This window comes from Halobacillus halophilus DSM 2266, assembly GCF_000284515.1.
Taxonomy (GTDB): domain Bacteria; phylum Bacillota; class Bacilli; order Bacillales; family Halobacillaceae; genus Halobacillus; species Halobacillus halophilus.
On the sequence record NC_017668.1, the window covers coordinates 2,842,118 to 2,866,786 of the forward strand.

Annotated in this window: 31 protein-coding genes; 12 read left to right on the forward strand and 19 right to left on the reverse strand. The window is 40.1% G+C overall.

The window, feature by feature from the left end; translation table 11 throughout:
* Positions 1-134: 134 nt before the first annotated feature.
* Both HBHAL_RS14055 and HBHAL_RS14060 read right to left on the reverse strand, forming a co-directional pair.
* On the reverse strand, positions 135-353 hold the full coding sequence (locus HBHAL_RS14055; protein WP_014644109.1) for a hypothetical protein: 219 nt from the start codon (positions 351-353) through the stop codon (positions 135-137).
* A 135-nt stretch (positions 354-488) separates the two neighbouring features.
* A complete protein-coding gene (locus HBHAL_RS14060) occupies positions 489-1,547 on the reverse strand; it encodes a M20/M25/M40 family metallo-hydrolase (protein ID WP_014644110.1) in 1,059 nt (352 codons plus the stop codon).
* A 126-nt stretch (positions 1,548-1,673) separates the two neighbouring features.
* Here HBHAL_RS14060 and HBHAL_RS14065 point away from each other — a divergent pair, with 126 nt between their 5' ends.
* Positions 1,674-2,225: a thioredoxin family protein gene (locus HBHAL_RS14065; protein ID WP_014644111.1), complete on the forward strand. Its 552-nt coding sequence runs from the start codon at positions 1,674-1,676 to the stop codon at positions 2,223-2,225.
* A 98-nt stretch (positions 2,226-2,323) separates the two neighbouring features.
* Positions 2,324-3,322, forward strand: a complete 999-nt coding sequence (locus HBHAL_RS14070) for a potassium channel family protein (protein WP_145956047.1) — start codon at positions 2,324-2,326, stop codon at positions 3,320-3,322.
* Here the strand turns inward: HBHAL_RS14070 and HBHAL_RS14075 are convergent.
* The 3 genes from HBHAL_RS14075 to HBHAL_RS14085 all read right to left on the reverse strand — a co-directional run bounded on the left by HBHAL_RS14075 (position 3,293) and on the right by HBHAL_RS14085 (position 6,500).
* On the reverse strand, positions 3,293-3,721 hold the full coding sequence (locus HBHAL_RS14075) for a YugN-like family protein (protein WP_014644113.1): 429 nt from the start codon (positions 3,719-3,721) through the stop codon (positions 3,293-3,295). The genes HBHAL_RS14070 and HBHAL_RS14075 overlap by 30 nt on opposite strands.
* Positions 3,722-3,838: 117 nt before the next feature.
* Complete coding sequence (locus HBHAL_RS14080) at positions 3,839-5,185, reverse strand: glucose-6-phosphate isomerase (RefSeq protein WP_014644114.1); 1,347 nt, start codon at positions 5,183-5,185, stop codon at positions 3,839-3,841.
* A 148-nt stretch (positions 5,186-5,333) separates the two neighbouring features.
* Positions 5,334-6,500, reverse strand: a complete 1,167-nt coding sequence (locus HBHAL_RS14085) for an iron-containing alcohol dehydrogenase (RefSeq protein WP_014644116.1) — start codon at positions 6,498-6,500, stop codon at positions 5,334-5,336.
* A 150-nt stretch (positions 6,501-6,650) separates the two neighbouring features.
* Here HBHAL_RS14085 and HBHAL_RS14090 point away from each other — a divergent pair, with 150 nt between their 5' ends.
* Entirely contained in the window at positions 6,651-6,887 is a 237-nt protein-coding gene (locus HBHAL_RS14090; RefSeq protein ID WP_014644117.1) for a DUF378 domain-containing protein, read from the forward strand.
* Between the two features lie 47 nt (positions 6,888-6,934).
* On the opposite strand, the gene yugI is transcribed toward HBHAL_RS14090, so the two are convergent.
* Positions 6,935-7,327 (reverse strand): S1 domain-containing post-transcriptional regulator GSP13, encoded by a 393-nt coding sequence (gene yugI / locus HBHAL_RS14095; RefSeq protein ID WP_014644118.1) that lies wholly within the window; start codon positions 7,325-7,327, stop codon positions 6,935-6,937.
* 214 nt (positions 7,328-7,541) lie between these two features.
* On the opposite strand from yugI, the gene HBHAL_RS14100 reads away from it, so the two are divergent.
* Entirely contained in the window at positions 7,542-7,895 is a 354-nt protein-coding gene (locus HBHAL_RS14100; RefSeq protein WP_014644119.1) for a helix-turn-helix domain-containing protein, read from the forward strand.
* A 215-nt stretch (positions 7,896-8,110) separates the two neighbouring features.
* Positions 8,111-9,286, forward strand: a complete 1,176-nt coding sequence (locus HBHAL_RS14105; protein ID WP_014644120.1) for a MalY/PatB family protein — start codon at positions 8,111-8,113, stop codon at positions 9,284-9,286.
* Positions 9,287-9,620: 334 nt separating this feature from the next.
* On the opposite strand, the gene HBHAL_RS14110 is transcribed toward HBHAL_RS14105, so the two are convergent.
* Complete coding sequence (locus tag HBHAL_RS14110; protein WP_014644121.1) at positions 9,621-10,196, reverse strand: superoxide dismutase family protein; 576 nt, start codon at positions 10,194-10,196, stop codon at positions 9,621-9,623.
* Positions 10,197-10,299: 103 nt separating this feature from the next.
* Entirely contained in the window at positions 10,300-10,515 is a 216-nt protein-coding gene (locus tag HBHAL_RS14115) for a hypothetical protein (protein ID WP_014644122.1), read from the reverse strand.
* Positions 10,516-10,607: 92 nt separating this feature from the next.
* Here HBHAL_RS14115 and HBHAL_RS14120 point away from each other — a divergent pair, with 92 nt between their 5' ends.
* Positions 10,608-10,994, forward strand: a complete 387-nt coding sequence (locus tag HBHAL_RS14120) for a kinase-associated lipoprotein B (protein ID WP_014644123.1) — start codon at positions 10,608-10,610, stop codon at positions 10,992-10,994.
* Between the two features lie 49 nt (positions 10,995-11,043).
* Here HBHAL_RS14120 and HBHAL_RS14125 read toward each other — a convergent pair whose 3' ends face one another.
* A complete protein-coding gene (locus tag HBHAL_RS14125; RefSeq protein ID WP_014644124.1) occupies positions 11,044-12,222 on the reverse strand; it encodes a cation:proton antiporter in 1,179 nt (392 codons plus the stop codon).
* Positions 12,223-12,228: 6 nt separating this feature from the next.
* Positions 12,229-12,717 (reverse strand): cation:proton antiporter regulatory subunit, encoded by a 489-nt coding sequence (locus tag HBHAL_RS14130; protein ID WP_014644125.1) that lies wholly within the window; start codon positions 12,715-12,717, stop codon positions 12,229-12,231.
* A gap of 217 nt (positions 12,718-12,934) precedes the next feature.
* Between HBHAL_RS14130 and deoD the strand changes: the two genes are divergently transcribed.
* Positions 12,935-13,645: a purine-nucleoside phosphorylase gene (gene deoD, locus HBHAL_RS14135; RefSeq protein WP_014644126.1), complete on the forward strand. Its 711-nt coding sequence runs from the start codon at positions 12,935-12,937 to the stop codon at positions 13,643-13,645.
* Between the two features lie 31 nt (positions 13,646-13,676).
* On the opposite strand, the gene HBHAL_RS14140 is transcribed toward deoD, so the two are convergent.
* Positions 13,677-13,898 (reverse strand): hypothetical protein, encoded by a 222-nt coding sequence (locus tag HBHAL_RS14140; RefSeq protein WP_014644127.1) that lies wholly within the window; start codon positions 13,896-13,898, stop codon positions 13,677-13,679.
* 295 nt (positions 13,899-14,193) lie between these two features.
* Here HBHAL_RS14140 and HBHAL_RS14145 point away from each other — a divergent pair, with 295 nt between their 5' ends.
* A complete protein-coding gene (locus tag HBHAL_RS14145; RefSeq protein WP_014644128.1) occupies positions 14,194-14,676 on the forward strand; it encodes a divergent PAP2 family protein in 483 nt (160 codons plus the stop codon).
* 69 nt (positions 14,677-14,745) lie between these two features.
* Here HBHAL_RS14145 and HBHAL_RS14150 read toward each other — a convergent pair whose 3' ends face one another.
* The 3 genes from HBHAL_RS14150 to HBHAL_RS14160 all read right to left on the reverse strand — a co-directional run bounded on the left by HBHAL_RS14150 (position 14,746) and on the right by HBHAL_RS14160 (position 18,070).
* Positions 14,746-15,387, reverse strand: coding sequence for a 3D domain-containing protein (locus HBHAL_RS14150; RefSeq protein ID WP_014644129.1), 642 nt, complete (start codon positions 15,385-15,387; stop codon positions 14,746-14,748).
* A 996-nt stretch (positions 15,388-16,383) separates the two neighbouring features.
* Complete coding sequence (locus HBHAL_RS14155) at positions 16,384-16,701, reverse strand: YuiB family protein (protein WP_014644130.1); 318 nt, start codon at positions 16,699-16,701, stop codon at positions 16,384-16,386.
* 148 nt (positions 16,702-16,849) lie between these two features.
* Positions 16,850-18,070 (reverse strand): NAD(P)/FAD-dependent oxidoreductase, encoded by a 1,221-nt coding sequence (locus tag HBHAL_RS14160; RefSeq protein ID WP_014644132.1) that lies wholly within the window; start codon positions 18,068-18,070, stop codon positions 16,850-16,852.
* A 298-nt stretch (positions 18,071-18,368) separates the two neighbouring features.
* Here HBHAL_RS14160 and HBHAL_RS14165 point away from each other — a divergent pair, with 298 nt between their 5' ends.
* Complete coding sequence (locus HBHAL_RS14165; protein WP_014644133.1) at positions 18,369-19,355, forward strand: NAD(P)/FAD-dependent oxidoreductase; 987 nt, start codon at positions 18,369-18,371, stop codon at positions 19,353-19,355.
* Positions 19,356-19,389: 34 nt separating this feature from the next.
* On the opposite strand, the gene HBHAL_RS14170 is transcribed toward HBHAL_RS14165, so the two are convergent.
* Positions 19,390-19,653 (reverse strand): hypothetical protein, encoded by a 264-nt coding sequence (locus HBHAL_RS14170; protein ID WP_041601385.1) that lies wholly within the window; start codon positions 19,651-19,653, stop codon positions 19,390-19,392.
* 281 nt (positions 19,654-19,934) lie between these two features.
* Positions 19,935-20,297 (reverse strand): HesB/IscA family protein, encoded by a 363-nt coding sequence (locus HBHAL_RS14180; protein WP_014644135.1) that lies wholly within the window; start codon positions 20,295-20,297, stop codon positions 19,935-19,937.
* Between the two features lie 157 nt (positions 20,298-20,454).
* Here HBHAL_RS14180 and HBHAL_RS14185 point away from each other — a divergent pair, with 157 nt between their 5' ends.
* On the forward strand, positions 20,455-21,150 hold the full coding sequence (locus HBHAL_RS14185) for a hypothetical protein (protein ID WP_014644136.1): 696 nt from the start codon (positions 20,455-20,457) through the stop codon (positions 21,148-21,150).
* 757 nt (positions 21,151-21,907) lie between these two features.
* On the opposite strand, the gene HBHAL_RS14190 is transcribed toward HBHAL_RS14185, so the two are convergent.
* Together HBHAL_RS14190 and HBHAL_RS14195 are read right to left on the reverse strand one after the other, a co-directional pair.
* Positions 21,908-22,138: a YuzB family protein gene (locus HBHAL_RS14190; protein ID WP_041601387.1), complete on the reverse strand. Its 231-nt coding sequence runs from the start codon at positions 22,136-22,138 to the stop codon at positions 21,908-21,910.
* Positions 22,139-22,231: 93 nt separating this feature from the next.
* Positions 22,232-22,555 (reverse strand): YuzD family protein, encoded by a 324-nt coding sequence (locus HBHAL_RS14195; protein WP_014644138.1) that lies wholly within the window; start codon positions 22,553-22,555, stop codon positions 22,232-22,234.
* Between the two features lie 159 nt (positions 22,556-22,714).
* On the opposite strand from HBHAL_RS14195, the gene HBHAL_RS14200 reads away from it, so the two are divergent.
* Entirely contained in the window at positions 22,715-22,936 is a 222-nt protein-coding gene (locus HBHAL_RS14200) for a NifU family protein (RefSeq protein ID WP_014644140.1), read from the forward strand.
* A gap of 50 nt (positions 22,937-22,986) precedes the next feature.
* On the opposite strand, the gene HBHAL_RS14205 is transcribed toward HBHAL_RS14200, so the two are convergent.
* Entirely contained in the window at positions 22,987-23,952 is a 966-nt protein-coding gene (locus HBHAL_RS14205) for a 2-hydroxyacid dehydrogenase (RefSeq protein WP_014644141.1), read from the reverse strand.
* A gap of 180 nt (positions 23,953-24,132) precedes the next feature.
* Between HBHAL_RS14205 and HBHAL_RS14210 the strand changes: the two genes are divergently transcribed.
* The gene (locus HBHAL_RS14210) at positions 24,133-24,648 is read left to right on the forward strand and encodes a phosphatidylglycerophosphatase A family protein (protein ID WP_014644142.1); all 516 of its coding nucleotides are present in this window, start codon (positions 24,133-24,135) and stop codon (positions 24,646-24,648) included.
* Positions 24,649-24,669: the final 21 nt, after the last annotated feature.

A 24,669-nucleotide genomic window follows, 5' to 3' on the forward strand; every position in this document is an offset into this window, starting at 1 on the left:
GGAAAGACACCAAAGATTTTGTCGAAATCCCACTACTTTTGACATATAGAACTTTGATGATGCTATATGCCGTATCTCTGGAAAAAAATAAGCCCCCTCACATATAGCGAGGGGGCACTTTCATTACATCTTTATCAACCCATCATGCCTTCTCTTCTTTGCGTTTCTGCAGCTTGAAGCAACAATCTCAAAGAAGATGATACGGTATTAATATCTACTAAACCATCCTCTAACTCTTTTACTTTATCCAACTGGTGAAATACATATTCTTCACATCCGTTAAACGTTAACTCCCCCGTACTTATTCTTCCCTTTAGAGACATAATACTTTGATGAAGTAATTCCCGATCCATTCCGCTCTCTCCTTCGTTAAGGAAATAAAACTTAAAGCATTAATGGATAGTATATCCAAATAATCATGAATTATTCCTAAACAGGAAGGGATTAAGTAAAGGAAATAACTCGATACGAGGTTCATAGTTCTATTATTAATCTTCTAACGGATTTAAATTTTCTTCGCCTGTCATGCTGGCAATCATCTCTACTAACAAATCAATTTCTTCGTCAATATCTTTAATACTTACGGTTTCTACCGGAGAGTGCATGTACCTTAGTGGTAGAGATACAAGGCTTACTGGAACACCTTTGCCAGTTAGACGCATTTTATCTGCATCTGTACCTGTCATTCTTGGAGTGAGTTCGTACTGCACTTTCATATCCAGTTTTTTAGCCGTTTTCTCTAGCAATTGGTTGATCTTCCGATTGATTGGGGCTCCTTTTGCCAGAACAGGACCTTCATCTAACTGAATATCCCCGTATTTATTTTTGTTCACTCCTGGATAATCTGTAGCGAAAGTGACATCACAGGCAATAGCCATCGTTGGTTCAATACCTGCAGCAGCAAAGAACGCCCCTCCCATATTGGTTTCTTCATTAACCGTACTCGCCGCATATACCCCCACTTTCACTTGTTTTTCAGATAAGCGCCTCAGTACTTCTCCTACAATGAATTGACCGGTCCGATTATCCAATCCTCGTCCGGCTATGTAGCGATCCATCATAACTTCAGGGGTACGTTTATAAACCGCTAAATCACCAATTTGCACTAGTTTTTCTATCTCTTCTTTAGATTTTGCACCACAATCAATGAATAAATCATCGACGCCGAAGTCTCCTTTTAATCCGCCATGGTGCTGAGCATTAACACCTATCACCCCTGTCAACGTTCTTTCATAACCTAAAATCGTGACTTTCATTCCAACAGCTGCTTTCGGGTTAATCCCTCCCATTTTGTCAAAATGAAGATATCCCTGTTCATCAATTCGATTAATCACCAATGCGATTTCGTCACAGTGGCCGGCCAGCAGTACCTTAAATTCCGCTTCCGGATTCAAAATCGCAATAGCATTTCCAGCATGATCCGTTCTGACTTCATGAGAAAATGGTTTCACTTCTTTAATCCAGCGTTTTTGAATCTCCATCTCCATACTGGAAGGAGAGGGAGTTTGAAGCAATTCTAGTAAAAAATCCAATCGGTTTTCATTCATTTTTATGATTCCTCCTTTTTCTCTCATCATCATATCAAAAAAGTCACTTAGTTTTCTAAATCATGCTTAAACCATCATCCTTTAGGGAATGTATTTGAGATGTAGTATTTAAAAGGAGGGGTTTCGATGAATTTGGAAGACTGGTTTCAAAAAGGCATGACAGCCCAAGAATACGTGGATTCAATGGACAAGTTCCAAAAAGATCTTATATATATATATGAGCACTTTAATATCTCTACAGAGGACTATCCTTTTTTTGAAAAACTTCAGAAAAAAGATATACGTGCCGTCGTTCTTACGGAAGACTGGTGCGGAGATGCGATGTTAAATGTCCCTATTTTTCTTCGATTAGCAGAAGCTGGTCATATTGAAACTCATTTTTTAAGACGTGATGAAAATCTTGAATTAATGGACCATTATCTTACCAACGGAAAATCCCGTTCAATACCGATCATCATCTTTATAGATAGAGACGGGGAAGAGATTTGTTCATGGGGACCTAGAGCACCAGAGCTGCAAACGTTTTTGGATGATTCCATCGGCAGCCTGCCTGAGAAAGAAACAAAAGATTATCAGGAAAAGCAGAAACAGATGCTTACTTTTATCACAAAAGCTTATCGAGATCATCAGAACTTCTGGCACTATGTTTACAAAGATATGATAAGAACATTAGCATAAGTTCAAAGTTAACTTGCCACTAAGCGATTAGGGCAAGTTTTTTTATGTTTGAATCACCATTTTATTAGCTATAATGAACTAAAAAAGGGGCATTCATGATGCAATCCTTAGTTCGTCTATATTTTCAAGTACCTTTATTCTTAAGACTTTTAGGGACAGTCATCGTTATGATGACTTTTTTCGGTATGATTATCCATTGGATTGAGCCGAGAAGCTTCCCTACTTTATTTGACGGGGTATGGTGGGCATTTGTTACCGGGGCGACAGTAGGTTACGGTGATTATGTCCCGCTAAGTGCCCTGGGAAAGATTACGGCTATTCTGCTTATATTAACTGGAGGAGGATTGGTAACCTTCTACATGGCCACGTTGTCAGCCTCCACAGTCAAACATGAAGAAGCTTTAGTTCGGGGACAGGTGGACTTTCGTGGATCAAATCACCTGGTGATCATCGGGTGGAATGAACGGACAAGGCAGCTCATAGATATGATGGGATTTCAGGGAATCCAGGAAAGAATTGTTCTCATTGATCGCACTATGCACGAATTTTACCGTAATTTGTCGTATGTGCATTTTATTAAAGGAGATGCAACCGACGAAGACATTCTCTTAAAAGCGAATCTTTGCGAAGCTCGTATGGCAGTGATTACGGCAGACCCTTCTAAACGTGAAGAACAATCGGACCAATCCGTTATCCACCAGACTGTAGCTCTAAAAGGACATCACCCGGAATTATTTATTATTGCCGAGGTGCTGACTGACAGACAGCGAATTAATGCAGAAAGAGCTGGAGCTAACACGGTTATTCGATCAAATGATTTTATGAGCAGTCTATTTTTCCATGAACTTTACCGCAATGATCCAGTGCAGCCTTTTGAGTTGTTACTGGATTTATTGACGACCAGACAATTTCATGAAGAAAAAGTACCTGAAAATTTGGAAGGGCAGCCTATCATTCAAGCACTAGAATACTTCTTGAAGAAAAGCTGCCAAATTATCGGTATTAAAAAGGGGAAAGAAGTTTCTTTTGATCTCGATGGAGATATGAAATTGGAAAAAGGAGATTATTTAATCGTTTTCTCCCCGCTTCGTCAATAAAGCATGCTCAGCTTCTGCCAATACTTCCTGCCCAGTGCTAATGTGCTCTTCTGGAAATGAAGCATCTTTATCTACAGGTTCTGAGAATTGATCAAAAATCGCCCGGAAATTACCTTCCTTTACGTTATCATCAAGACCAGGATTATATTTATGTGATAGCAGGAAAGGTTCTTCCATACGGATGGTCGCATAGTCAGTCGGAGCATCCATAGATCCAGACTCCATTGTAAATGGCAGCCGTATAAACTGATAGCCTACATGGTCATCAAGCTTATAATCAAAGTATCCATGCTCATAATCCCAATTGTCCGAAAGCTTAAAGCCAATTGGTTTAAGTGCAAGTTCTGCATCCGTAAACCGATATACTTTTCCAGTTAGCGATGAAGATAATGGTATCATTCTATCCACTCCTTTTAGCACTAGCTTGCCCAATTAAATACACCTCAGGTCATCCAAAATATGGATGACCTGAGGTGTTAATTATTTCCTATCCTTGAAACTTAATAATGCTTAATCTTATAGTCGTTTTTCAAGCTGTTCTTTTTCTTCTTCAAATCCTGGCTTCCCAAGAAGGGCAAACATATTTTTCTTGTATGCTTCCACTCCAGGCTGATCAAACGGGTTTACGCCGAGTAAGTAGCCACTGATGGCACAAGCCTTCTCGAAGAAGTACACAAGATAACCGAACGTATAGGCATTTCTTTCAGGAAGATTCAGAATAAGGTTAGGAACTTGTCCATCAGTATGAGCGAGCATAGTACCCTGATAAGCTTTTTCATTTACCTGGTCAACCGTTTTACCAGCTAAATAGTTCAAGCCGTCTAAGTTCTGCTCATCTTCTTCAATTGTAATATCTGAAGCAGGCTGCTCGACATTTAGGACGGTTTCAAACAAGTCTTTTCGCCCATCCTGCACATACTGTCCAAGCGAGTGCAGGTCTGTAGAGAAGTTAGCTGAAGCAGGAAAGATGCCCTTTTGGTCTTTTCCTTCACTCTCACCAAACAGCTGCTTCCACCACTCTCCAAAATACTGCAGAGACGGCTCATAGTTCACTAACATTTCAATTGTTTTTCCTTTGTTATAAAGAACATTTCGAACAGCTGCATATTGATAAGCAGGATTTTCTGAAAGCTTACTTGAGCTTAACTCCTGTCGTGCAGACTGAGCGCCTTTCATCATTTCATTAATATCAATTCCACTTGCCGCAATCGGAAGAAGTCCCACAGCTGTCAAAACGGAATAACGTCCACCTACGTCATCAGGAACGACGAAGGTTTCATATCCTTGTTCTGAAGCTAACGTCTTCAAAGCTCCTTTTTCCTTATCCGTGGTAGCATAAATGCGTTTACGTGCTTCCTCTACTCCGTACTTTTCTTCTAGAAACTTGCGGAAAAGACGGAAAGCAATAGCAGGTTCCGTTGTTGTTCCACTCTTGGAAATAACATTAATCGAAACATCCTTATTTTTCAGGACATCAAAAAGTTCATTCATATAAGGAGCACTAATGCTGTTGCCCACGAAGAATACTTGCGGAGTATTACGATCTTCAGAAGCAAGTTCGTTGTAGAAACTGTGATTCAGCATCTCAAGAGCTGCTCGTGCCCCGAGGTAAGATCCGCCGATGCCTATGACAAGCAGAACATCAGAGTCTGATTTAATTTTTTCAGCTGATTGATGTATACGTTCAAATTCTTCTTTATCATAATCTTCCGGCAGATCCAACCACCCTAGAAATTCACTTCCTGCTCCTTTTTTTTCGTGTAATGCTTCATGAGCTAGAGTAACGGCATCCTGCATATAATCCAACTCGTGTTCACCTAAAAACGGCAGCGCCTTTTCATAATCAAAGCGTACGTGTGTCATATCTTTCCCTCCATTTGGTCATATAATAACCTAATCCAATTTTCACTTTATAGGAACCTACTCCTATAATCAAGCAAACTTAAAATTGTAAACGGATACATTAAAAAAGAGATCCAGAACAATTTGTTATGGATCTCTCTTAAGCAGCTTATTTAGACATTTCTAAAATTTGAACGACATCTTCCGATTCTAATTGATTAAAGTTTCCGAAAGGTCCTCTTTTCATTGCTCGATCAGTAATTACATCAAATTTCTCATCGTTTATACCATAGTAGTCCAGTGTTTCTGGAGCTCCTAAAGAACTCCAAAATGTACGAAGAGCTTCAATCCCCTCTTCGCCAACCTCGCGACTTGATTTTCCTTCGGTAGTAACTCCGAATACCTTCACAGCCAACTGCTTGAAACGATCTGGGTTTACATCTAAGTTGTGCTTCATCCAGTTAGGGAATAAGATAGCAAGACCTCCCGCATGGGGAATGTCGTATACAGCCGAAACGGCATGTTCAATATTATGACTTGCCCAGTCACCTCGATATCCCATTTGGAGCATACCATTCAAAGCAATCGTACCTGAATAAAGAATCGTTTCACGATGCTCGTAGGATTCCGGATTATCGAGAAGCTTAGGTGCCGTATTTACAACCGTTCTTAATACACCTTCAATCATCTCATCCTGAACAGGAGATTGCGTTGGATTATGGAAATATTGCTCTAACATATGAGTCATCATATCCACAATTCCATATACGGTCTGGTCTTTGGGAACAGAAACAGTATATTGAGGATCTAAAATGGAAAATAAAGGATTAGTATAAGGCGGTGCTCCCCACCCATACTTTTCATTGGTCTCCCAATTGGTAATAACAGAACCAGCATTCATTTCTGAACCAGTAGCGGCAAGTGTTAATACAGTACCAAAAGGAATAGCATCCTCAGGTTTTTCTTTCCTTGTGACAAGGTCCCATGGGTCTCCTTCATATTTTGCGCCAGTTGCGATCGTTTTTGTACAGTCGATGACACTTCCACCGCCAACGGCTATCAGAAAATCAACACCTTCTCGCTTGCAAATCTCCACCCCTTTTTTCACAGTTGTCAATTTAGGGTTAGGCTCAACTCCAGAGAGTTCAAGGATTTCAACGGCTGCTTGATTTAATTGTTCAACCACCTGATCATAAACCCCATTTTTCTTAATACTTCCTCCACCATATACCAGCAGTACTTTTTTAGTACCTTCAGGTAATTGAGACGGCAGCTGGGTTACTTGATCTTTACCAAAAATTAATTTAGTTGGATTATAAAATGTAAAAGTATCCATCTATAGAAACTCCTTTCTTAACTATGTTTACCTATTACATTATCCCTCATTTTTGTCTAGGGCTCAAAAGATATGCAAAATGTATATTATTTGGAAGGTGGCTCAAGCTAAAAATGATTCTATTTCAAACTTGAACAGGAGGGTTTTATCATGAGTTGGATTCAACGTGTAGCTTTACTTCTAATTATTGTCGGAGCTATCAACTGGGGATTAATTGGGCTATTCCAATATGACCTGGTTGCTGGTTTGTTTGGTGGTGGAGAGCAGAGTGGAGCTTTTGCTCGTGTCATCTATACTCTCGTCGGCATTAGTGGACTTATCGCCATTTCCATTTACTTCTCACCTGCTGCTGAGTATAGTGACTCTACAGTAGAATCAACAGAATAAAAAAATGGCTCAGGTTAGATAACCTGAGCCATTTTTAGTCACGGACATTATTTACGGTACTTTTCACGATCATCAGACTGCTTAATCCAGTCTTCAAGCTTATCCTTCAAAGTGTTAAATCCTGCAGAAGCATCTTCCTGTTGTTGCTGTTTAGGTGCCGCTTGTTTACGCGGGCGACGCTGTTCAGCCTTGGGAGCTTCTTGTGTGGCACGAATAGAAAGAGAATATTTATTGCTCTTTTCATCGATATTCAAGATTTTAACTTGCACTTCATCTCCTTCAGAAAGGTGCTCGTTAATATCTTTCACAAAACCGTGTGTCACTTCAGAAATATGGACTAAACCTTGTACTTGATCATCAAGCGCAACGAATGCACCATATGGTTGAATTCCTGTGACTTTACCTTCTAATACTTGACCTTCTTGAAACTTCTCTGACATGCTATACAACTCCTGATATATATTATTCGATTCTTTTCACGCAATTAATGATTTTACCACAGTTCAGCCCATTTAGCAAAACTATAAACAGAATAAAATCAATAGATTATGTTCGTCAGTTTGTGACAATTTCTTTAGTGACCCTTTTGTGAATTCAGGTTTTCTCCATTATCCTCCATGGTATAATGGAGAAAACCACAGAGGAGGAACAATCATGTCAATTGGGGATAATATTCGTAAACACAGAGAATTAAAAAAGGTTACAAAAGATGAACTAGCGATGAAAGCACGAATGGGAGTTCATACATTAGAAAGCTATGAAAATAACGAACGAGTTCCCGAGCTCGATACCATCTTAAAAATTTCTACTGTACTTGATATTCCCGCGTCAGAGTTAATGGAAACGGAAGAAGAAGATACTCTGATGGATGATGAATTACAAACCCTTATTAAAGAAATTGGGGTTAAACGCTCAAAACTAATCTTAAAAAAGGCTCGTGATTTTTCTGAACAGGACGTTCTGCGGGCTATGAATCTCTTATACGATTTAAATCAGCAAAAAAAATAAATAAATAGGTTTAATATCTATTAAATGTGGTAATAATGTATAACGTAAGACTTTCTCGTATTCCCCCTGTGTAAGCAAAGCGTACGCTCGCTTTGCTTATTTTTTTTGAAAATGGCTACCCTGAACATAACAATAGTTAGAAACGATATATTTTCATTTATCTAAATCCATAGGTTATTATAAATAGTAAACCAACAAGAGATGGAGGGCTGACGATGAGTCGTTTTAATACAGTAACACCCAGAAAAGGAACAAGATCGGTTAAATGGGATATGGCTGAAGATTTGTATCAGGATAAAGAAGTACTGCCCATGTGGGTAGCTGACATGGATTTTCAGATACCTGAAGCAGTGAAAAAGGCTCTTCAAGACAGAGTTGAACATGGCATTTTTGGTTATACTTGGCCGGATAACCTTATAAAAAATAAAATAACAGGTTGGCTCGATAAGAGACACAATTGGGAAGTGGAAGCTGACTGGATTACATATAGCCCTGGAGTAATACCTTCCTTGCATATGATTATTCAAGCGTTAACCCAAGAAAAAGATCCCGTGTTGATCCAAACTCCTGTTTATCCACCTTTCTACAGCGTGGTAAAAGACCATGAACGAGAGTTGATCACCAATCCTCTAGAATTTACTGGGGATCGTTACGAAATTAATTTCGAAGATTTCGAGCAAAAAATAAAAAATCATCAGGTCAAAATGTTCATTTTGTGCAATCCTCACAATCCAGTGGGACGTGTATGGACAAAAGACGAATTAATCAAAATGAGTGAAATTTGCGTGAAACATGATGTGATGATCATTGCGGATGAAATCCATGCCGATTTAATTTTCAGTGGTCATACTCATATTCCAATAGCTTCTTTAAATGAAGATATCAATCAGCGTACCGTCACGTGTTTGTCGCCTACTAAGACATTTAATCTTGCAGGGCTGCAAGCCTCCTATTTAGTGACAGCGAATAAAGAATTAAGAGAACAAATCGACCAGCAATTTAAGAACCAGGGAATGGTTATGTTAAATACACTTGGCATTACAGCTATGGAAGCCGCCTATGAATACGGCGAGGAATGGCTGGAAGAATTAAACCAAACATTAGAAAACCATCGTGACTATGTCATGAAACGATTCCAAGAAGAAACCCAATCCATTCGAGTCCTTCCAGCAGAAGGAACCTACCTTCTTTGGCTGGATTGCCGCTCTCTCGGCCTCGAACAAAAAGACCTTAAATCCTTTATGCAAACGCAAGCTAAAGTCGGCCTGAACGATGGGGCTTCTTTTGGAGAAGAAGGAGAAGGTTTTATGCGGATTAACATAGCCGCTCCTATGTCTATTCTTGAAGATGGAGTGACTCGGATTATTGAAGCTGTTCATCAGAACGAATAAAATCTTCTTAAAAGGCCGCCTCTAAAAAGCTTAAGTGTATTAATGATTAAAAAAAAGCGGGCTGTGTGGAATTTAATTTCCGTACAGTCCGCTTTTTAATTCTATCAAGAGATTTATGCCCTCTATTCATCACGATTCGTTTCACATTAGTCGTGAAACTTGTCATCGCCCCTTGAACACACACCTTTGAGACCCGAAGATGAGCTTCTGTTGATTCTGTACTAAGCTGTCGGTGATGACGCCTGCAGAAACGGCAAGAGCCGAAAGTCCACTCGTTTAAGTGATTTTCGATAGACAAGAGTTTTCAGCAGCCCTCTTAAAAAGGAAGACCCATTTAACTCTCTTCTTGCTTTGTATCTGGCTCGGTAGGATCCGTTGTATTATCTTCATCTGCTTTTAACGTAATCTCTCCACAAGCGATACGTTCGCCAGAATTACCAGACGGTTGAGACATTCCATCATCTACACCGCTGCTCAGGACAATAGATGTACCTTCCTTCCTTAGCAGAGATTGCTGGGCTTCCTTAAGTTTAGCTTCACTTAAAGTCAGTTTTACATCAATCATTCCACTTCCATCTGCTTCTATATTGGCCATGTCTCCTGTGTGGGCACCATTCGTATTCATTAACCCATGTTCTTTAGCCATTGGATTAAAATGGTTGCCTGCACTCTTAAAATCAGGAGGTTCGCACTCAGGGAATTCATGAATATGAACCGCATGCATGCCAGGCTCGACTCCTTCAACCTTAAGGGCTACTTCTACCCCTTCTGGACGTTCCGTAAAAGTCGCGGTACCAATTTTATCATTTTCACTATTATAGATAGATATTTCAAGTGGCGATCTCTCTTCTCCAGAACAACCAACCAGCATAATTAAGATAGCAAGAACTGACCATAACCATTTGTACATGATGTCCCTCCATTTCAGACCTCAATGTTATGATTATTGTCCCCCATCATTCAATATTATATAACAAAACCACGCCTTGAATCGGCGTGGTTTATTAGAATTATCAGTGTTCGCTCTCTTTATGATCCTTAGGATAAAACGTTTCTTCTGTTTTCTTCTCTTCTTTACGGGAGGCCTTAATGATAACAACCATCGTTACAGCCGCAGCAACGATAAATAAAATAAGCATAAGTACAGCCGGAATGTACTCGGATTTATCTTCTGGAAAGTATAAAAATTCCATCATAGGACGATCACTTCCTTCCATATCTCCTGTCATTATATCAAATTCTCCTCCCGTTTTTCACGAGCTTCACTATTTCTTCACAATTTAAATCTTTGGTACAATGAATGATAAAAGGAGGAATTGCCATGGCTGAATTTGAAAAAGGAGCTCTTGTGAAAGCTCACTATAAAACAGGAATTTATGTAGGAGAGGTCGTAGAAGACCGCAACCGCTTCTATCTAGTTAAGATACTTGCCGTAGATAAACACCCGATGCAAGGTGACCTCCATAATCCAGGTCAAACAGAAGATGTGTTTTTCCATCAACGTAAGGCTCTCAGCTTTAATGAAAAAGCTAATGTCCAAAAAGAAGCGGTCCATCCCTTTGAAGAAGATACGGTTCCAGATTATGAAGCGTCACTAAAACAGGCTGTTGAAAAGTTAAAGACAAAACTGACTAGAAGAGAAACAGAATTTAATCAAAACGCCAAGCAGCAGCTGGAAGATTTAGAAAGCCAATACTTCAAGTCATAATTATCTCCCTGAGGAGGGGGTGCAGGATCGGCTCCCTCTTATTGCTTCATTAACCGCCGGGAACTTTTAAATTCTTCTTTTTCTTAACTGGTTTTCCATACACTTTATTCGTAATCCACGAGGCTTGTTCAAATAAGAGCATTCCTACAAATGCAGCAATGACGATATATAAACCACTGAAAACTTTCAGGACCCCTACAGCTGTACTTGCAATGACTACGGAAAACTCTCCACGTGCACACATGGATAATCCCGCTCTTAGAGAAACACGCTTGGACAATCCATACAACGGACCGCCAAGCACTCCTAATAATATCTTAGAAAATACAGACCACACCAAGATGGAAACAAGCAGGCCAACCATGGGCACCCCGTCTCCAAGCTCAATGGTCGTCCCAAAGTAGATAAAAAAAGTAGGAAGCATTAAATCTCTAACAGGGTAGACGGTCTGCTCGACTTTTTCAATCTTTCCGATCTCTGCTAGCATCATCCCCGCTAAGAATGCACCCAACACTTCAGATAATCCAAGTAACAGCGCGAGTCCCCCAAAGGAAAGGGCAATCCCGACCAACAGCGCTATCTTAAAATCTTCATCATCAATTCGATCAAGAAACGTTTCGAAACGTTTAAAAAGGGTTTTGCTTAATATAATAGCTAATGCTGCCAACCCTAAAATTTTACCTACTAGCAGAATAAAAGTGAGAGAAGTAAAGCTTTCTCCTGAACTCACTCCAAATAAGATAGCTACTACTATGGGCGCAACCAGATCTTCAAATATGAGGATAGCCAGCATAAATTCGGTTTCCGTATTAGCCATACGTCCTCGGTCATCTAACAGCTTGGCTGTAATGGAAGAACTGGTCGCATACGTAATGCCGCCAATCAAGAAACTTGAAAATAGATCTAAATTAAATAAAAGAGCAATCCCCGTTGTAACCCCCAGGCTTAAGAAAACGTCGAGAAGCCCGGAAGGCCATATCTTTTTCGCAATGCCGCCCAGACGATTCACATTAAACTCGAGTCCTAATATGAAAAAAAGTAATACAATTCCGATTTCACTGGCAAAATGCAGCAATTCGCTGTCGTGGAGGAAGTCAGCCAATATTATCCCTAATAAAATGTATAAAATGACATTGGGTACTTTTATCTTCAAACTTAAGAAGCCTAAGTAAAAGATGAAGAGTAAAATAAGCCCTGCCCCCAGTAAAGCCGGAAAATCAGTAGGCACCTATGATCATTCCTCTCCTTTACACAAATCTGACAATGTGTCGATTTGATCCTGTTTACCAATTGTCATGATGACGTCTCCGGGTACCAATGTAGTATTCGCCTCAGGAATGGCGATCGTTTCATCCCCTTTGACAATACCAATAATGGTGGCCCCTGTCTTATTCCTTATTTCGGATTCTTCAATTGTCTGATGAGCAATACTTGAACGCTTCGATAATTCAACCCAGTCAATAACAATCTGATTCTTGAAAATTTTCAATTTATCAGCATCTACCGGCTGGTAAGTAGCACCTAATAATTGTGCTCCAAGCTCTCTTGTCTCATCAGATGTAAGATCCATTGCAAAATCAGCCTCTTCACTATCTGCTTCTTCGAAAAAATAAAGTTCTCTTTTGCCTGTGTGGTGGACAATTAACACAAGCATGCTGTCTTCACCTGTTTTTAAAGAGATTTTTTGACCAATCCCAGGCAGCTGGGATATTGAAATGTTCATCTGACCAGCACTCCTTACTTTCTTCTTCCATTTAATTATAACAGAATGCTCCCTATTGATAGGAATGATTCTATATGAAAAGGAATTTCTTTATCATTTGAGTAATTATTAATACTTTTCACCGTTCAATTTACTTTGACCCCCCACCTAATTTGTCATCTGAAATGGTGTGTGGTAATTTAAAGTAGGTAAAACGATACCTTAGGAGGTTAAAATAATGACAACACATATTGGGGCTGAAAAGGGAGAAATAGCAGAAAAAATCCTTCTTCCCGGAGACCCTTTACGAGCTAAATATATAGCTGAAAACTTCTTAGACGATCCTGTTTGTTATAACGAGGTCCGCGGAATGTATGGTTATACGGGGACCTATAAAGGAGAACGGATATCTGTACAAGGTACAGGCATGGGTGTTCCGTCCATTTCAATATACGTAAATGAATTGATCGAAGGCTATGGTGTAAAGCAATTAATTCGTGTTGGATCTTGCGGAGCCTTGCAAAATGATGTGAAAGTCAGAGATGTTATCCTTGCTTCTACTTCCACAACGGATTCACAAATGAACCGGATGGTTTTTGGCGGTATCGATTTCGCTCCTGCAGCAGATTTCAATTTATTAAAAAATGCTTATGAAGCCGGTACGGAAAAAGGGTTAAAATTACGGGTCGGCAATGTATTTACGAGCGACAGTTTTTATCGAGACAATGCGATGGATTTATTTAAACAGCTGGCTGACTATAATGTATTAGCGGTTGAGATGGAAACCACAGCTCTTTATACCTTAGCAGCCAAACATGGTTGTCAAGCTCTATCCGTACTAACCGTAAGCGATCATATCCTTACAGGGGAAGAAACGACTTCAGAAGAGCGCCAGACCACCTTTAATGAAATGATTGAGGTAGCGCTTGAGGCTGCCATTCAAGAGTAATCAATGACACCCTCTTCAGTAGAGGGTGTCTTTAATTTTGTTTAATTTCAATCAGCTCTTTTAGGTCCAGTTCATAAATTGTATCTCCTGCAATTATCAGGAAAAACTCGGGACGTATCTGTTCAAGTATCCCCCGAAAGGTAAGTTCCCGGGTATAAACGACTACGCATTTACCTTGGTTTTTATAGATGCTTTTTAATCGATCCGTCTTAAGAATAGATCGAGGGGTGGAATCAGGTAATTGTAAGGCCATAGTATTACCCCCTGCATGACAGCTTTCTTTATCTTATACAGTTTCTTTGGTTACGTTTGGGCCCACATCTTCTAATTTCAACCCCATTTCTATCGTTTAAGTTTAAAGGTCTTTATTCAAGTATTCCTAATCAAGTTTAAAATTATGACCAGGTAAGTGTTCCCCCTTTACCTGTATGCTTTTTTAAAACGTTCAACTTGAAATTATGATATAATTACCATGTTCTGATTTAATAAAAGTCAGAACATGCAATTTTATATACATACATTTCTTAATTTGTGGAAAGGATGTCAACATGTTGTTGGACTTACTGCATAATTTCCCTTTATGGGCTTCAATTGCTTCGATTTTTTTTGCTCAAATAGTGAAAATTCCGATTCAATTTATTGCATCTAGAAACTTTAACCCCAGTCTGGCATTCAGCACCGGAGGCATGCCGAGCAGTCATTCAGCTGCCGTAACGGCGCTCGCTACAGGCGTCGGAATCCAGCAGGGCTTTAATTCATCGATTTTTGCCGTTGCTTGTGTGTTTACCATCATTGTCATGTTCGATTCAACGGGAGTTCGGAGGCAAACTGGAGAACAGGCCATTATGCTGAACATTTTAACGAATGATTTTAACCGGTTTGTGAACGAAGCAAGAGATTGGGGTAATAAAGAACAATACCAGAAGAAAGAAGAGCTGAAAGAATTATTAGGTCATCAGCCTATTGAGGTTTTCTTCGGAGGATTAACAGGAATTTTATTAACCTTTCTGCTCTACGCCTGGATTTACTAACCTGCAATTTTGAGATCTAAATATAATTAACGTTAAAGAAGAAGGGTTCTACGAGAGAACCCTTCTTCTTTAACGTTTTAAAATTTGAGATCGGAATACTTGTAAGGACTCGTTTTCATTCAGTACATTCAATCGCTCTTCTGAAAGAGTTCCATTACCCTCTTCTATTATATATACATCTAACGTTTTTTTACCCCACTGTTTGTAAACCTCTTCTACGGTTGGAAAGTATAAATCAAGTTCATTCCCTTGAATAGCAGCACCTTTATCTGCCACTACCCCATAACCATAATCAGGAATAAAGAGTACGGTACCTATAGGAAATACATCCAGATCGGCAGCAATCGTTGAATATAAATCTCTTTTTACATTAACCCCCGAAAAAGTAATGCCATAACCAGGGTGATCCGGGGTTTTTCCTGTGGATTCCGGACCTGCTGTGTACCCAGTAGCTGTGACAGTGTGAGATTGAAATTGAGATAGATCAAGCGTTTCTACAAGCTTTCGTTCAGATTCTTCAGCGGCCCTTGAAAGAAGCACAGGCTGAATGGCGGAAGCTTCCAAAATATATTCAGGAGCGTCCTTTTGAAACTTAACAGAGATCCACTCATCAAAATCTCCCATTGATAGATTGGACACATTAGCTACTGTATTGTATAAAGCTAAGGCAAACAATGTAATTAGCAACGTTTTTTTCAGGCGCTTGCTCATGAAAATCACCTCTAGGTGTAATCATGTCCAAGCTCGAATAATTTATTCAGAAGTATTCAACGGAAATATGAAAAGCGGACGTCTATAAAGTGATTCTCATACTTTACTAAAAAGCTCTGTTAACCTTCCGTGTTGTTATTAAGGTAAAGCTTCCATTACTTGAAGACTTGATTTCGAGATAAATTGGGTCCGTTACTCTATGGGGATGAGGGTTGGTGGGGAAATAACTCGTCTTGTTCCATCACCCAGACACTCGAGACATAAGCCGTTCATCAACAGACGGAAAGACCACCGTCCTTTTGATGGTCGGCTTATGCTGTTCGTGTCTATCGGGGTGATTCCACATTTGGACACTTTCCTATGGGGGAACGGTGAGCTTCCTCGCTCGTTTCACTCCCTGCGGGATCTCACCTAGTCCCTTCTCCCATGGTAGTCTCGCCATTTCCCCCCAACCCAGCCACAGGAGAATAACGGGCCCTGCCTGAAGAGAGTGTGCTCTTTTTCTTAACTGGTCTTAAATGCTCCTATGACAGGCTATTCCCCATCTTTATAGCATGACAAATCCTCATGCTCCCATGCTCATTTTGTGCATCAAGAAGATATCTCAAATGGTTTCGAGTTTCTGATTCGGCCAGGCCCGGAGGGGGACGATGTAGACTCCTGCGGGATGAACATGATCGGTGAGATCCCGCAGGGCTGTTAAGCCCGAGGAAGCTCAGCACATGCCCGCGGAAAGCGAAATCGTCCCCCGAAGGACCTTCCTCATAACCAATATCTCGAAATCGAGTCTTCAACAATCCGGCCCTATTGCGTAATAAGCCTGATGAAAAATCAACAATAACTATAACAGAGCCTACTAAAAAGAAAGTAAACTCATTTTCTTTCCCCTGAGAGAAGTAAAGAGCTCGCGAGGTGTCACTCCTAGGGGTGCAATCCATTATCCATTAATAGAACTTATAGAAAACAGCCTCTTCTCTAAATAGAAGAGGCTGTTTATTAAAACATTTGATAGCCATTTTTCCTTAACCAGCGGATAACAAGACCAGCGACAATGGTACCAGCTAAACCGCTCGCCAAAATCAATATATCAACTACTTGTAAATTTACTAACTTTGCAAATACAGTCGGAAAAGAAGTGGTTGGTTGTGAAAAGTACTCCGTCCAGGGAAAGTCGTCAACGATAAACAGAACGATCACTGGATAAACAAATGACATGACCCACGAGGACCGTAAAAGCATGTTCAAAAGGAAAGATATCCCAAAAAACAATACAAAAAACAATAAAATAGAAACAAAAAACTGTACGATGTTCAATGAAGTTCCCCCTAAACTTACACTTGCCTAATTACCTCCAAAACTCATTCTATAACTGATAATAGTAAAGCGCAAGCGCTCTATATAAGCTAAGAAAAAAGCAAAGGCAGCGATCTGCCTTTGCTTCTTGAACAAGTGATTCACAACATTATTGGAAAAAGTTCAGCTTACCTTTCTTCAAAACAAGACCTGGACCGCCAAGTTTAAGAAGATAACGATTATCAATTACCTTCTTCATAGCAGAAGCAGACCAGCCGAAGAGTTTCTTGTCGTTAAACACTACACCAATAGCATCTTTGTGACCTAGAGAAGCAACAGTACCTTTAAGGTCTGGAGTGAATGGCTCCAAATGCTTATCTCCTTTTACAAGCTTGGTAAGGTTGTCTGCTGTCTGCTCAGCCATTTGAATGGCAATTTGAGCTGTAGGCGGATATGGGCGTTCTGTTTCTTCGTTAATAAGCAAAGCACAGTCACCTACGATAAATACATCGTCATGTCCTGCAGGGCGCAAATCATCACTTACAGGAGTACGTCCCCTGTTAGACTCAAATCCAGCTTGTTCGACCAAGCTGTTTCCGCGTACGCCGGCGGCCCAAACAACTGTGTTCGTAGGAATTTCTTCACGCTGTTCATCTTTTTCAAAAACCAGTTTATTTTCAGTAACTTCTTTAATCATAGCCCCGATCTTGAATTCAACTCCACGGCCTTCTAGAGAGTTCATGGCATATTCAACAAGCTCAGGGTCGAAACCTGGCAAAGCTGACGGAGCAGCTTCCACGTTAATAATACGTACCTTTTCACGAGGAATATCATACTCTCGGCATAACTGTGGAACACGGTTCGCAAGCTCACCAACAAATTCAATCCCAGTGAAGCCAGCTCCGCCTACTACAAGGTTTAAACGCTCTTCTTTTTTATCTGCTTCGTTATTGTATTTAGCAAAGTTGTACTCGATATGCTGACGAATCAGGCGAGCACTGTTGATGCTTCCAATCGTGAAAGCATGCTCTTTTAAACCTGGAATTCCAAATGTAGCTGCTTCATAACCTAAACCAATGACTAAATAATCGTACATTAAATCGCCATTTTCGAGCATAACTCGTTTTTCGGATGGCTTAATTTCTGTTACCGTATCCTGCACAAAGTTGATCTTACTTGTATTGATAACGTCTTTAATAGGAATACGTGTATGGTCATGGTGAAGTGTACCTGCAGCATTTTCATGTAGCCAGGTGGTTTGGTAATGGTAGCTGTGTTTGTTTACCAATGTAACGTTTGCTTCATTTACACCTAAACTTTTTTGAAGTTTAACAGCTGTAATAATACCTCCATATCCTGCACCGAGGATGACTATGTTAGGATTTTTCATGAATAATCACTTCCATCTCGTAATATTTTATTTATCCGCTGAGTTTTCTTTGTGACTACTTTCACACATAATATTATAAAAAAATTGTCGTTATTCTAATATGTTTGTCACAAATTCGTTAACTAGTGTCTAGTCTCATATTAGACTTTTTTATTTTTATTTTCAACCCAAAATCTCTTTATCAAAATAATGGAATTATTACGTGTTATTGTAAAGGGTTTCAATAGGGCTGTTTCCCATTCAAAAATATTTTGTGATAGAATGTACATTAGTGACATTTTTCAACAGGAGGTAAATTATGAGTGATAAGATATATGATATAACGGTCATTGGTGCTGGACCCGTTGGCTTATTCACCGCTTTTTACGGTGGTATGCGTCAAGCCAGTGTCAAAATCATCGAGAGTCTTCCTCATCTTGGCGGCCAGCTCACTGCATTATATCCTGAAAAATATATTTTCGATGTAGCAGGCTTTCCAAGAGTCCGTGCTCAGGAGCTGGTTGATAACCTTGAAGAGCAGGCAATGGCGTTTGACCCAACGATTGCATTGGAACAGTCTGTTGAATCAGTCGAGCGTGTAGAAGATGATGTTCTTAAACTAACCACCAACAAGGAAGTACATTATACGAAAACCCTGATTGTTACAGCAGGAAATGGGGCCTTCCAGCCGCGCAAGCTTAAAATTGAAGGTACTGATAAATATGAAGATACCAATTTGCATTATCATGTTAATGATATGAATAAATTTGCCGGTAAGAATGTCATGATCTGTGGTGGCGGCGACTCCGCTGTAGACTGGGCTCTTATGCTCGAACCTATTGCAAACCAGGTGACACTGGTCCACAGAAGGGATAAATTCAGAGCTCACGAACATAGTGTAGCCCAATTGGAGAACTCTAATGTGAAATTAATGACTCCTTTTGCGCCTGAAAAAATGATTGGTGAAGAACGAATAGAGCAAGTTGAATTACATGAAGTCAAAGGGGATCGTGTAGAGACGATTGATGTTGATGATGTTATCGTTAACTACGGATTTATATCGTCCCTGGGTCCCATTAAGGACTGGGAGCTTGAAATTGATAAAAACAGCATTGTTGTGAATTCTAAGATGGAAACCAATATAAAAGGGATTTATGCAGCCGGTGATATTTGTACGTATCCCGGTAAAGTCAAATTAATTGCCTCCGGTTTTGGAGAAGGACCGACAGCTGTCAATAATGCAAAAGCTTATATAGATCCGGGCGCACGTGTACAGCCCAAACATTCTACGAGCATGTTTTCGTAAGACATTAAAAGGAGGCCCTTCCAGGTCTCCTTTTTTATGGTTCATTTTGAGCTGCTCGGTCTGCTCGGTCTGCTCGATCTTCACGATTCTTGATTGCTATATCTTTGACATGCTGGGAAACCTGAATTCCTCCGATCACGTAAATAAAGGTTAAAATTAAGTTCTGAACATTCATGTCTATAGTCCCAAGGCGTACATACTGAAACATGGTAACCCCGAGCGTTATAAAAAAACCAATAATGATGGCACTAATTCTGTATTCATTTATCGACAAACAATCTCGTAATGCCTGCTTCATTTGAGTGCTCTCCTCTCCAAATAGGTGGTTTACTATCATATATATGGAGAGAGGAACAGAAAAATTATCACATAAAAGAACCTGGCTTTTAGGAGTACAGCTATCGCTCGAGAAGAGCTTTTTGACGAAATTAAAATGGAACATAATTAAAAACATGGGGCATTTAATTAGAAGCAAAACAACAGTTACCCCTCAGGACATAAAAATAGCTTGTAGAAAAGCCAGTTGGTTTCTCTACAAGCTGTGAACTTCCTTATAAGGAAAGTTTCCATTTTTGTTCCTTAGCAGTTAGGGTCAGGGCTTCCTGCATTTGACGCTGTCTTAAAGGAAGAACCGCACCCACAGGATACAATGGCATTCGGATTATCAATTGTAAATCCTCCGCCCATCATGTTCTGTTTAAAATCTATCGTTGTACCTTCTATAATAGCAGCATCTTGTCGGTTAATGACAACAGGAATCCCGTTTGATTCTTCTGTAAGATCCAGTTCTTCATTAATTTCATCTTCGAAGCCCATGGCATATGATAATCCACTGCAGCCTCCACCTTTTACACCAAAACGAAGACGCACATCACTAGAACCTTCTTCTTTCAACATTTCTTTTATCTGGTGACTTGCCGCTTCTGTAATATTTAGAATCATCCTGAGCCACTCCTTTCTTTCTTAATGCTAGTATACTAACCACTGTCATAATTATCAAATGGATGAAATGTCAGTCGTTCACATTCCAAATAATGTTTGAATAGTGTTTTCACGGAGAATAAGCATTAGAAATATTGAATTAGAAAGTAGGACGACTATGGCTTCCACCTTAATTACCCATGTTCCATCTACAAGTTTACATCTGCTTGCAGGTGCTTTTATTATGTTTGCTTTTTTTGGTAAAAAAGAATATTCAATTAAACAGCGCGCTCTAGTTATGAGTCTGGGATTTATTGTTCTAATCCCGGATGTACCTAAGTTTCTTGGCACTACAGCCTTCCATTCGCTGATCAGCCTGCCTTTTTTATCCTTATTACTGGCTATTTTTATTCAAAAATGGACTAAAACAAAATACTGGTATAGTTTATTAGCAACGTTTACTACTTTTATGGGAGGCGCGCTGCTCATCGATTGGATTGGAAATGGCTCCCGCCTTCTTTCTCCTCTTTCAAATAAAAATTATGCATTCACACTGCTCAAACACGAGCTACTATTAATACTAATTATGACTGCTGTGTTACTTATTGTATTAAAGACAAACAATAAATTGATTCTTACGGCCGGGTTGCTTGTTACCCTGAGTTTCTTATCCTTAAAAGCTTATGGAAAATTAGAGTTACAAAGCTATTTACGAAATCAGGTTCAGGCCGCGCCTATCGAGTGGATAGACGTTGAACCACATGGGATTTTGGGAAAAGAGTGGGAATTCGTTGTAATGGCTCACGATAAAAAGATCCGCGGCACAGCCTCTTTGCTTGGAAGCGATGTAAAAATCACAAGCCGGCTCCAATGATCCTCGTTCTTCTAGATGCTCGGCTAGGTTATAAGCCACAAACTCTGTTAAACATTGTTGTTTCATAAAGGCTTATTAAGCTATAGGGCCGGGTTGTATAAGACTCGATCTCGAGACAATCCGGGTCCGTTACGATATGAGGAGCGGGCTGGCGGGGAAATAAATCGCTTTCCTATGGGGAAACGGTGAGCTTCCTCGCTCGTTTCACTCCCTGCGGGATCTCACCTAGTTCCTTCTCCCATGGGAGTCTCGCCATTTCCCCACCAGCCCAGCCACGGGAGAATAACGGACTCTTTTATAAGAAGTAATGATCTTCTTCTTAAACGGTCCTAAATGCTTCTATAACAGGCAGTTGGACGTCGTTATAGTATGAAAATAGCCTTATGATCGGCATGTTTGTCTCATCAAGAAGACGATATCTTAATTAGTTTCGAATTTCTGATTCTGTTAGGTCCGTAGGCGGACGATGGAGACTCCTGCGGGATGAACATGATCGGTTGAGATCCCGCAGGGCTGTTAAGCCCGAGGAAGCTCACCTCATATAAGAAGTTCGACTAAGACCGCCACGTCGTGTGGCAACGTCGAACGACCCTACGTCGTGCAGGGCCGGAAAGCGAAATCGTCCCTCGGAGGACCTTCCGCTCAACAAATATCTCGAAATCAAGTCTTCAACAAACGGGAGCTTTTCTGTGATAAGTATCATGTAGGTAAACTAAAAGAAGGCATCTGAGCGATGCCTTCTTTTACGTAGCAAGTTTTATAGGGTCTCTTCCAAGTGTTCATATATTTTATCGACAAGTTCCTTCGGTGTATCAGCAATTACCCTGTCTCCTTCGACTATTGCATAAAGACTTTGAGAACAAAGTCCGCAATTACTTAAACAGCCATATTCTATAACATCCAGATCGGGATCTTTTTCAAGAATCTCTCTGGCTTCCTGTGCACCACTGGCCAAATTATTAATACAAAATTCTATCAATGGATTCATCCACATTCACCTCTTTTTTATACGGATGAAACCCTATGTCGTTCACATTTTAACACATGGCATAAATAAACAACAGGCGTACTTCCTTTTATCTTAAGCTTCAAGCCCTCTCGATTCAAGAGCTTGATAAATGGATTTTAATCTAGGGTTACCTTCTCCCACAATCTCATCTTCTACGAGCACAAGCGGATAGAAAAGTTCTTCCTCAAGTAGACGGTCGACCAGTTGCTCATCCACGCCTGGCTGGTTTTCTTCATGGAGATCATAATAGTGATAAGAAACCTTATTTTCTCCATACTTTCTTGTTATAGCCGCTTGCAGCCACTCAAAGGTTTCTTTTGATCCAGGTGCATTCACACAGCTTGCGCACTTCACTTCTGCTCCATAAACGGTCAGGTTAATTTTCTTTTCACTCATTACTCTCTCCACCTTCATCAAATTCATATATTTTCATTTTACAAAACTGAGAAAAAAAGATAAAATGAAAATGGTTCTCAATCCATAAACCATCAGACCACAATAGATTTTTTGCCGATTTCGTTTTATAATGGAATTATAGAAAGGGGAAGATTGAACATGAATGAACAAGTTCAAGAAGTACTGAATAAACTTCGCCCATTTTTACTCCGTGACGGTGGAGATGTGGAACTCGTAGATGTGGAAGACGGTATCGTGCGCCTGCGTCTTATGGGGGCTTGCGGTAACTGCCCTAGTTCTACAATCACACTAAAAGCCGGCATCGAACGTGCCCTGGCTCAGGAAGTACCTGGCATATATGAAGTAGAGCAAGTATTTTAATACATGGTTTTAAATAGCCGGCACCTAATAGGTGCCGGCTTCTTTGTAATTTACTTAACGGGAGTTAATACGTTTTTACCATTAAAAAATCGGCATATGTTATCTAAGCATAATTCCATCATGTTGATGCGAGTTTCTCTTGTGGCTGAACCTATATGGGGAAGACAAACAACTTGATTAAGTTGAAGAAGCGGATGATCTGCTCCTATTGGTTCTTTTTCAAATACGTCCAGCCCAGCTCCTGCTATCTCGTTGTTCACCAATGCTTCGTACAAAGACTGCTCATCAACCACCGCTCCTCTGGAAGCATTAATAAAAATGGCTTCAGACTTCATTCGTTGGAAAGCTGCCTGATCAAACATGTGATGCGTTTCAGGCGTCAGTGGTACCATACTAACGACAAAGTCTGATTGCTCAATCAGTTCATGAAACTCCGTAAAGCTAGCCTCTAATTTTTCTTCCGTTTCTTTATTCCTTGACCGATTATGGTAAAGAATGTTCATATCAAACCCTTTTGCTCTTTTAGCCACTGCTTCACCAATACGTCCCATTCCCACAATGCCTATGTTCTTATGGTGAATGTCTGAACCAGCTAGAAGTAGAGGTGACCAAGGTCCCCACTCCCCTCTTTTAACGAACTCACTGGCTTCAACAATTCTTCTGGCTGCAGCCATTAGTAATCCGAAGGTAAGATCAGCTGTTGTATCCGTAAGTACATCTGGAGTGTTCGTAACCACTACCTGTTTTTCTTCTGCATAGGTAATATCAATGTTGTCATAACCAACAGCCAGATTGGCTACAATATTCAAGGTATTGGTCTGCTTCAGCAGTTCTTGATCGATGTCATCTGTCAGCATCGTCAATAACCCGTCAACTTGAGCACTCTTCTCTAACAAAACTTCACGCGGCACAGGTTTTTCTTCTTCCGGCCACATTTCAATGTTCAGCTGTTTGCGGTATGGTGCAATAACAGACTCTGGTAATGCTCTCGTTATAAAAACATATGGTTTTTGCAAGTTCTTCCCTCCATTTAACCTATTTTCAAGAACATTTTAACATATACTAATCCAACTGCACTCAAATGAAGAAGACGGATATCTGAAAGTTCTGATATAATTAGACATAAGCCATGGCGTTTGTTAAAGAAGGCACACGGGTATTGATAGTGGGGAAAACCGGAGAAAGGGTGTGAGAAAGTGGCAAAAGACAAAAAAGTAACTGAACTTGAAACGACAGCTCGAGACTGGCTCGCTGAACGAGGGGTAACCATTGATGATATGGCTGAGCTTGTCCATTATTTACAATCTCAATATCACGATGAATTATCTATGGAAGAATGCAGGTTCAATGTAAATCGGGTTTTAAAGAAACGCGAGGTACAGAATGCGATCATCACCGGAATTCAAATGGATCGACTCGCTGAAAAGAAGATGCTCGAGGAACCTTTACAGACCACTATAGAAATCGATGAAGGCCTCTATGGAATAGACGAAATCATAGCCTTTTCTATCGTGAATGTCTATGGGTCCATCGGATTTACGAACTATGGTTATATTGATAAACAAAAGCCTGGCATACTTAAGAAGTTAAATGATAAATCATCCGGGCAATGCCATACATTTTTAGATGACATTGTAGGTGCTATTGCAGCAGCAGCTTCCAGTCGCTTAGCCCATAGCATTGCTGGAGATACTGACACAGAAGAAGATTAATACGATATTAAAAATACCGCG